This window comes from Mycobacterium venezuelense (genome assembly GCF_054919535.1).
The window spans coordinates 1-615 of sequence record NZ_JBONDW010000067.1 but is presented as its reverse complement, the minus strand read 5'-3'; the positions used below and the strand labels follow the sequence as shown (position 1 = coordinate 615).

The following is a 615-nucleotide window of genomic DNA, read 5'->3' as shown; positions in this document are numbered from 1 at the left end:
GAAAGGAACACCTATGAGCATGTTGGACGCTCACATTCCCCAGCTGGTTGCCTCTGAGGCGGCGTTCGGGGCCAAGGCTGCGTTGATGCGCAGCACGATTGCGCAGGCCGAGCAGGCGGCGATGTCGTCGCAGGCGTTTCACATGGGTGAGGCGTCGGCGGCGTTTCAGGCTGCTCATGCCCGGTTCGTGGAGGTGTCGGCCAAGGTCAATGCGTTGCTGGATATCGCTCAGCTGAACTTGGGTGATGCGGCCGGTACGTATGTGGCCCAGGATGCCGCCGCGGCCAGCACTTACACCGCCATCTGACCGAACGCGAAACGGATAGAGGAGTTTTTCATGTCGCAGATCATGTACAACTACCCGGCGATGCTGGCGCATGCCGCGGAGATGAACACCTATTCGGGTGCGTTGCATGCGGTGGGTGCCGATATCGCTGCCGAGCAGGCGGCGTTGAGCAGTGCTTGGCAGGGTGACACCGCCATGACCTATCAGGCGTGGCAGGCGCAGTGGAACCAGGCGATGGAGGAGTTGGTGCGGGCCTACCGGTCGATGGCGGCCACCCACGAGACCAACACCATCTCGATGAACGCCCGCGACCAAGCCGAAGGCGCCAA

The 615-nt window shown here is 62.6% G+C and carries 2 protein-coding genes; both read left to right on the top strand.

Going from position 1 to position 615, the window contains the following annotated elements:
* Window positions 1–13 precede the first annotated feature (13 nt).
* A complete protein-coding gene (gene esxG, locus ACRCUN_RS34210; RefSeq protein WP_085147856.1) occupies window positions 14–307 on the top strand; it encodes a type VII secretion system protein EsxG in 294 nt (97 codons plus the stop codon).
* A gap of 30 nt (window positions 308–337) precedes the next feature.
* Window positions 338–615 (top strand): WXG100 family type VII secretion target (locus ACRCUN_RS34205; RefSeq protein ID WP_462146034.1); only part of this gene is annotated, 278 nt, incomplete at its 3' end.